The organism is Pseudomonas sp. UYIF39 (genome assembly GCF_029963765.1).
In the GTDB taxonomy this organism is placed as follows: Bacteria; Pseudomonadota; Gammaproteobacteria; order Pseudomonadales; family Pseudomonadaceae; genus Aquipseudomonas.
Map to the genome: position 1 here is coordinate 161,161 of NZ_JALBYU010000014.1, position 7,302 is coordinate 168,462.

The 7,302-nt window shown below is 57.3% G+C and carries 7 protein-coding genes; 3 read left to right on the forward strand and 4 right to left on the reverse strand.

Going from position 1 to position 7,302, the window contains the following annotated elements; all coding sequences use genetic code 11:
* Positions 1–69: 69 nt before the first annotated feature.
* Together MO767_RS19595 and hemJ are read right to left on the reverse strand one after the other, a co-directional pair.
* Positions 70–1,038 (reverse strand): nitronate monooxygenase family protein, encoded by a 969-nt coding sequence (locus MO767_RS19595; RefSeq protein WP_282481847.1) that lies wholly within the window; start codon positions 1,036–1,038, stop codon positions 70–72.
* 33 nt (positions 1,039–1,071) lie between these two features.
* Positions 1,072–1,500 carry a protoporphyrinogen oxidase HemJ gene (gene hemJ, locus MO767_RS19600; RefSeq protein WP_282481848.1) on the reverse strand — a complete coding sequence of 143 codons (429 nt, stop codon included), beginning with the start codon at positions 1,498–1,500 and terminating at the stop codon, positions 1,072–1,074.
* 135 nt (positions 1,501–1,635) lie between these two features.
* Here hemJ and argC point away from each other — a divergent pair, with 135 nt between their 5' ends.
* Both argC and erpA read left to right on the forward strand, forming a co-directional pair.
* The gene (gene argC / locus MO767_RS19605) at positions 1,636–2,670 is read left to right on the forward strand and encodes an N-acetyl-gamma-glutamyl-phosphate reductase (protein WP_282481849.1); all 1,035 of its coding nucleotides are present in this window, start codon (positions 1,636–1,638) and stop codon (positions 2,668–2,670) included.
* 167 nt (positions 2,671–2,837) lie between these two features.
* Entirely contained in the window at positions 2,838–3,188 is a 351-nt protein-coding gene (gene erpA / locus MO767_RS19610; protein ID WP_007947969.1) for an iron-sulfur cluster insertion protein ErpA, read from the forward strand.
* Positions 3,189–3,268: 80 nt separating this feature from the next.
* Here the strand turns inward: erpA and MO767_RS19615 are convergent, their stop codons facing one another.
* Entirely contained in the window at positions 3,269–4,360 is a 1,092-nt protein-coding gene (locus MO767_RS19615; RefSeq protein WP_282481850.1) for an anhydro-N-acetylmuramic acid kinase, read from the reverse strand.
* 3 nt (positions 4,361–4,363) lie between these two features.
* Positions 4,364–5,788 carry a peptidoglycan DD-metalloendopeptidase family protein gene (locus MO767_RS19620; RefSeq protein WP_282481851.1) on the reverse strand — a complete coding sequence of 475 codons (1,425 nt, stop codon included), beginning with the start codon at positions 5,786–5,788 and terminating at the stop codon, positions 4,364–4,366.
* A gap of 212 nt (positions 5,789–6,000) precedes the next feature.
* On the opposite strand from MO767_RS19620, the gene tyrS reads away from it, so the two are divergent.
* Positions 6,001–7,200: a tyrosine--tRNA ligase gene (tyrS, locus tag MO767_RS19625; RefSeq protein ID WP_282481852.1), complete on the forward strand. Its 1,200-nt coding sequence runs from the start codon at positions 6,001–6,003 to the stop codon at positions 7,198–7,200.
* Positions 7,201–7,302: the final 102 nt, after the last annotated feature.

A 7,302-nucleotide genomic window follows, 5' to 3' on the forward strand; every position in this document is an offset into this window, starting at 1 on the left:
CGAATGTTTTAGGGAGTATTGCGCGTGGAGTGTAAGGCCAGCCGGAAATGGACTGGCCAAGTTTTCCTGTCAGCGTGGCCAGCGCTTGGGCAGCGCTGCCGCCAGCTCCAGTGCTTTGCGGTACTCGGCATCAAGGCGAGCGACCAATTGATCAACACTCGGCAGGTCATCGATTTCGCCGACACCCTGGCCTGCGGACCAAACGGTTTTCCAGGCTTTGGCTTCATCGCTTACAGGCTTGAGTTTGGAGCCGAAGTCCACCTCACCTTTGCCTTGCAGCGCTGCCATGTCGAAACCCGCAGCCTCAAGGCTCTGACGCATAAAGCTCGCGGGTACGCCCGACACCGCTGGAGTATGGACGATGTCCGCGGCTCTGGAAGTCAGCAGCATCTCTTTATAGGCGTCAGGCGCATGACTTTCGGTGGTGCCGATAAATCGCGTACCGAAGTAGGCCAGATCCGCACCGAGCAGTTGTGCCGCGAGAATCTCGTGGCCGTGGTTCAGGCAACCGGCCAGCAGCAGGGTCTTGTCGAAGAATTGGCGGATCTCGGCAATGAGCGAGAACGGGCTCCAGGTTCCGGCGTGTCCGCCGGCGCCTGCTGCCACGGCGATCAAACCGTCGACCCCTGCCTCGGCGGCTTTCTCTGCGTGGCGACGAGTCGTCACGTCATGGAACACCAGACCGCCATAGCTGTGCACTGCATCGACCAGTTCTTTCACAGCGCCGAGACTGGTGATCACAATCGGCACTTTGTGCTCGATGCAGATCGCCAGGTCCGCCTGCAGCCGCGGGTTGCTGTTGTGGACGATCAGGTTCACCGCATAAGGCGCCGGATTCTCCAATGCCGCCAATCCTGCTTCGATCTCTTCCAGCCAGGCCTTGAAGCCGCTGCTCTCGCGCTGGTTCAGCGCAGGAAAGCTGCCCACCACGCCATTACGGCAGCAGGCGAGCACCAGTTGTGGGTTGGAGATCAGGAACATTGGCGCTGCCACCACTGGCAGACGCAAGCGTTGTTCGAGCAGAGCGGGCAGCGACATTGGAAGTACCCCGGTGAGTTGTGCTGATTGGAGTTAGAACGGCCGAACGACGACCAGAATTACAATGGCCAGCAATATCAGAACCGGCACTTCATTGAACCAGCGATAAAAGACATGACTGCGGGTGTTCTCGCCACGGGCAAAACGTTTCACCTGGGCGCCGCACATGTGGTGGTAGCCGATCAGGATCACCACCAGGGTCAACTTGGCGTGAATCCACGCGCCTTGGCTGAAGATGCTGGGGTTGAGGGCGATCAGTGCGATGCCAAATACCAGGGTGGCGATCATCGCCGGGCCCATGATGCCGCGGTAAAGTTTGCGCTCCATGATGCTGAAACGTTCTTTGCTCACGGTATCTTCGCTTTGGGCGTGATAAACGAACAGGCGCGGCAGGTAGAACAGGCCGGCAAACCAGCAGACCATGCTGACGATGTGAAGCGCTTTGAGCCACAGATAAAGCATTTTTAGTTATTCCCAGGTTCACGGTAGCGAAGATAGTAGAGGGTTGACCGCCCGCACGTCACCTTGGCGGTTGTCGCAGAGCCGCGCGGCCCCTATTATCGACAGCTTTCCAGTGGGTTCGTTGAGGGCAGGTTTATGGTCAAGGTCGGTATCGTCGGCGGCACGGGTTACACCGGTGTCGAACTGCTGCGTCTGTTGGCGCAGCATCCGCAAGCTGAAGTGGTAGTGATCACTTCCCGATCCGAGGCCGGTCTGGCCGTGGCTGATATGTATCCGAACCTGCGCGGTCATTACGACGGTCTGGCGTTCAGCGTTCCGGACATCAAGACGCTGGGCGCTTGCGACGTGGTGTTCTTCGCCACGCCTCACGGTGTTGCCCATGCGCTGGCTGGCGAACTGCTGGCGGCCGGGACCAAAGTCATCGACCTGTCGGCGGACTTCCGTCTGCAAGACGCCGATGAGTGGGCCAAGTGGTACGGTCAGCCGCACGGCGCGCCGGAACTGCTGGAAGAGGCGGTCTATGGCTTGCCGGAAGTCAATCGCGAGCAAATCAAGCAGGCACGCCTGATCGCTGTGCCGGGTTGCTACCCGACTGCTACGCAATTGGGTTTCCTGCCATTGCTAGAAGCAGGTCTGGCCGATACCACTCGTTTGATTGCTGACTGCAAATCCGGTGTCAGTGGTGCCGGTCGTGGCGCGTCTGTAGGTTCGCTGTACTCCGAAACGTCGGAAAGCATGAAGGCTTACGCCGTCAAAGGTCACCGTCACCTGCCGGAAATCCGCCAGGGTCTGCGTCGTGCCGCGGGCAAGGACGTCGGTCTGACGTTCGTTCCGCACCTGACGCCAATGATTCGAGGCATCCACTCGACGCTCTACGCGACGGTCGTGGATCGCTCGGTGGATCTGCAGGCACTGTTTGAAAAACGCTATGCCAGCGAACCGTTCGTCGACGTAATGCCGGCCGGCAGTCATCCGGAAACCCGCAGCGTGCGTGGTGCCAACGTTTGCCGTATTGCGGTGCATCGTCCGCAGGATGGTGATCTGGTGGTGGTGTTGTCGGTGATCGACAACCTGGTCAAAGGTGCGTCGGGTCAGGCGGTGCAGAACCTGAACATCCTGTTTGGTCTGGATGAGCGCTTGGGTCTGTCCCATGCAGGCATGCTGCCGTAAGGTTTGTTCCGCTCAGCAAAAAGGCCCGTCTGACGGGCCTTTTTGCATTCCGGGCTTACGATTGGGTTGATTGATATACCGTAACAATAGTTGACCAATTTTCTAGGAGAAGCGGATAATGCGCGTCATCACGCATTATGGCGGCGTAACGCCGGGAGATAGTTAGCATGAGCGTCGAATCCTTCACCCCCACGGCTTTGCAATTCACCCACGGTGCCGCGCACAAGGTGAAGAGCCTGGTCGATGAAGAGGGGAATGATCGCTTGAAGCTGCGCGTATTCGTTACGGGCGGCGGTTGTTCAGGTTTTCAGTACGGCTTCACCTTCGATGAAGAAGTGGCCGATGACGACACCATCGTCGAACGCGAAGGGGTGAGTCTGGTCGTTGATCCGATGAGCTTCCAGTACCTGGCAGGAGCCGAGGTGGATTATCAGGAAGGTCTGGAAGGTTCGCGCTTCGTGATCAAGAACCCGAACGCCAGCACCACGTGTGGCTGCGGCTCGTCGTTCTCGATCTGATCGCAAGTTACCGCATCACCAAGCGCCGCATGGCCTCAGGGCTCTGCGGCGTTTTGTTGTCCGGGATTCGATATGGCGAGTCAGGCAGGGTAGATGGCGCCGAGTACGCGCAGGCCGCGGGCGCCGGTGACACTCGGGCGATTGGCAGCGATGCCTTCAAGGCAGCAATGGGCCAACCAGGCGAAGGCCATGGCTTCGACCCAGTCCGGGTCTACGCCGTAAGCCGCGGTGCTGCTGACCTTGGCGTTTGGCAGCAAGCTGGCCAAGCGGTTCATCAGCGTGGCATTGTGCGCGCCGCCGCCGCAGATCAACAGTTCCTGGGTATCTGATTGAGCGCTTTGCAGTGACTCGACGATGGTCAGGGCGGTTAGTTCGAGCAGGGTTGCCTGTACGTCTTCGGCGGCGATGGTCGGCAGTTTCGATAGATGCTGTGTCAGCCATGGCAGGTTGAACACTTCGCGGCCGGTGCTCTTGGGGCCTTTGGTCACGAAAAATGGATCACTCAGCAGTTCGTTCAGCAGAACCGGTTGGACCTTGCCGCTGGCAGCCCATTGGCCATCGCGATCAAAGTTGTCGCCGCGTTGCTGATGAATCCACGCATCCAGCAGAACGTTTCCTGGGCCGCAGTCGAAACCGGCTACCGGTTTGCCGTGCTCGATCAGGCTGAGGTTGCTGAATCCGCCAACATTCAATACCGCGCGATTGCCTGCACGCTTTTCAAACAACGCTTCGTGAAAGGCTGGAACCAGTGGGGCGCCTTGTCCGCCAGCCGCAACATCGCGGCTGCGAAAGTCGCTGATCACGGTGATGCCGGTCAACTCGGTCAGAAGGGCTGGGTTGCCAATCTGCACGGTGAAGCCGCGCGCCGGCTCGTGGCGAATGGTCTGGCCGTGGCTGCCAATCGCACGAATGTCTTCGGGCTTCAGGTTTTTTTGGTCGAGGAGAGTGTGAATGCCCTGTGCTGCCAGCTTCACCCAGTTTTGTTGGGCGATGGCGGAGCGGGCAATCTCGTCCGGGCCGCTGGCGCACAAGCCAAGCAGCTCGGTGCGCAGGGCGTCAGGCATTGGGGTGTAGTGCGTGGCAATCAGGTTGATCGTCGGAGTCAGCTCGATCAACGCAATGTCCAGGCCATCGAGGCTGGTCCCGGACATCACACCTATATAGAACGTCATGACTTAGCGCTTGCTCGAAGCCAGCTTCGTGGATTTCTCTTGTTCCATGCGCGCCATCAGCGGTTGGCTCTGCGCGAGGAAACGTGAGCGTTCAGCTTTTGAGATCGGATCGGCCATCGCCACTTTCTGGCCTAGTGGGTCGACGTGTACGCCATTGACCTGGAACTCGTAATGCAAATGCGGCCCGGTGGAAAGCCCGGTGGTGCCGATGTAGCCGATCACCTGGCCTTGTTTGACGCTACTGCCAGTCTGCACGCCTTTGGCAAAGCCCTGCATGTGGCCGTAGAGCGTACGGTAGGTGTTGCCGTGCTGGATGATCACGGTGTTGCCGTAGCCGCCACGGCGACCGGCCAACAACACTTTGCCGTCACCGGCTGCCTTGATTGGGGTGCCGCGCGGCGCTGCATAGTCGACGCCTTTGTGAGCGCGGATCTTGTTCAGAATCGGGTGCTTGCGGCCCATAGAGAATTTCGAGCTGATACGGGCGAAGTCCACCGGGGTACGGATAAACGCCTTGCGCATGCTGTTGCCGTCAGCCGTGTAGTAGCTGCTGTTGCCTTGTTTATTGGTGTAACGCACGGCGGTGTAGGTCTTGCCGCGGTTAGTGAAGCGAGCGGAAAGGATCGGGCCATTGCCGGCAGCCTTGCCGTTGACGACTTTCTGTTCGTAGATGACATCGAACTCGTCACCCTGGCGAATATCCTGGGCGAAGTCGACGTCATAGCCAAACACGCTGGCCATGTCCATGGTCAGGCTGTGGGACAAACCGGCGCGTGCAGCGGACTGCGACAGCGAGCTGTTGATCACGCCATGAGCATAGGCCGAGCGCACGGTAGGCTTTGCGGTAATGCGGTTGAATACATAACCCTTGTCATTCTTGGTCAAGGTGATGCTTTCGACGTCGCTGACCTTGCTGTGCAGATTGCTCAGTTGGCCATCGGGGCTCAGTTCGAACTCAAGCTTCTGGCCGCGCTTGAGTTGGCTGAACTGCTTGGCTTGTTTGTCGCTGGCCAGCACTTCATGCACCGAAGCTGCTGGAAGGCCGACTTTTTCAAACAGGGTGGAGAGGGTATCGCCTTTAGATACAATCACTTCCCTGTGGTTTGGAGACTTTTTTTCTTCGATCACAGGTGCTGGCGCGGGTGCGGCCTGAGCGGTTTCCTGAGGTTCTTCGGCGCTGTTTTCGATCTGCGCAAAAGGGGACGCTGCTGGCTCATTTGTGGCTTGGACCGCTTCGACAGCGTCTTGATCTTGTGTCAGTTGTTCAGCAGGACTTTCCAGTTCAAGACTCAGGGTCGTCTTTTTGGCTTCAACATCACTGGAAGGAAATACCAGAAGCGCCAGGCTCAGAAGGGCGGCGATGCCACTTGCTGCGAGCAGGTGAGTCTTCGGGTAAAGCGGCGGCGCTTTAGACGATTCTTTGATCATAGGTAATTTTTGACTTTGAAAAAGATGAATTGGAAAAGATGAATGACATGATGAAGATGAAATAACTGTATAAAATATAACCAAATCATCCCTGAAGCAAGTCCGCGAACACTGTATCTGTGGATTGGTGTCCGTGCGCCGGGCAAAACTTGTATTTGACGCGCGATCTTGTATGGTTGGTTCCCTTTGAATTCGAGCCTTGCGGGTCTGTTATGAAGTCGGTTGAAGAGCAGCTAGCGCTGATTAAACGTGGTGCGGAAGAACTGTTGGTCGAGTCCGAGCTGATCGAAAAGCTCAAGCGTGGCCAGCCGCTACGTATTAAGGCAGGCTTCGATCCGACCGCGCCGGATTTGCACTTGGGTCATACCGTGCTTATTAATAAGCTGCGCCAGTTTCAGGAGCTGGGGCATCAAGTGATCTTCCTTATAGGTGACTTCACCGGGATGATCGGCGATCCGAGTGGCAAGAGTGCGACACGTCCTCCTCTTACCCGCGAGCAGGTACTCGAGAATGCCGAGACCTACAAGACCCAGGTTTTCAAGATTCTTGATCCGGCGAAAACCGAAGTTGCGTTCAACTCCACCTGGATGGATCAGATGGGGCCGGCCGATTTCATTCGTCTGACTTCTCAATACACCGTAGCTCGCATGCTCGAGCGCGACGACTTTGACAAGCGCTACACAACCAATCAGCCAATTGCCATTCACGAGTTCCTCTATCCGCTGGTTCAGGGTTATGACTCGGTTGCTTTGCGCGCGGACGTCGAGCTGGGTGGTACTGATCAGAAGTTCAACCTGTTGATGGGGCGTGAGCTGCAGCGTGGATATGGTCAAGAAGCTCAGTGCATTCTGACCATGCCGCTGCTCGAAGGTCTGGATGGTGTGAAGAAGATGTCCAAGTCCTTGGGCAACTACGTGGGTATTCAGGAAGTGCCGGGCGTGATGTACGGCAAGCTGGTTTCCATTCCGGATGCGCTGATGTGGCGCTACTTCGAATTGCTCAGTTTCCGCTCCATGGATGAGATCAATGCATTCCGTGCTGATGTCGAGGCGGGTGCCAATCCGCGTGATATCAAGATCAAGCTGGCCGAAGAGATCGTTGCGCGTTTCCATGGTGAAGAGGCTGCGGCCAATGCTCACCGTGCGGCGGGTAACCGTATGAAGGAAGGCGAACTGCCGGACGATCTGCCAGAGATCGAATTGACTGCTACTGAAGACATGCCGATTGCTGCTGTCCTTAATAAGGCAGGCCTGGTCAAGAACTCGGCTGTCGCGCGGGACCTTCTGGGTTCTGGTGGTGTGCGTATAGATGGTGAGGTTGTCGATCGCACCTTTATATACGTACTGGGTGCGACCCATGTTTGCCAGGCTGGGAAGAAGGCATTTGCGCGTATTACGCTCAAATCCGAATAAAGCTCAAGTTAGGGGTTGACGGCAGATTCTGGAAGTCTATAATTCGCCCCACTTCCGGCGCAGTCGAAACGGAAAACTCCTTGGTAAACAATGAGTTACGCA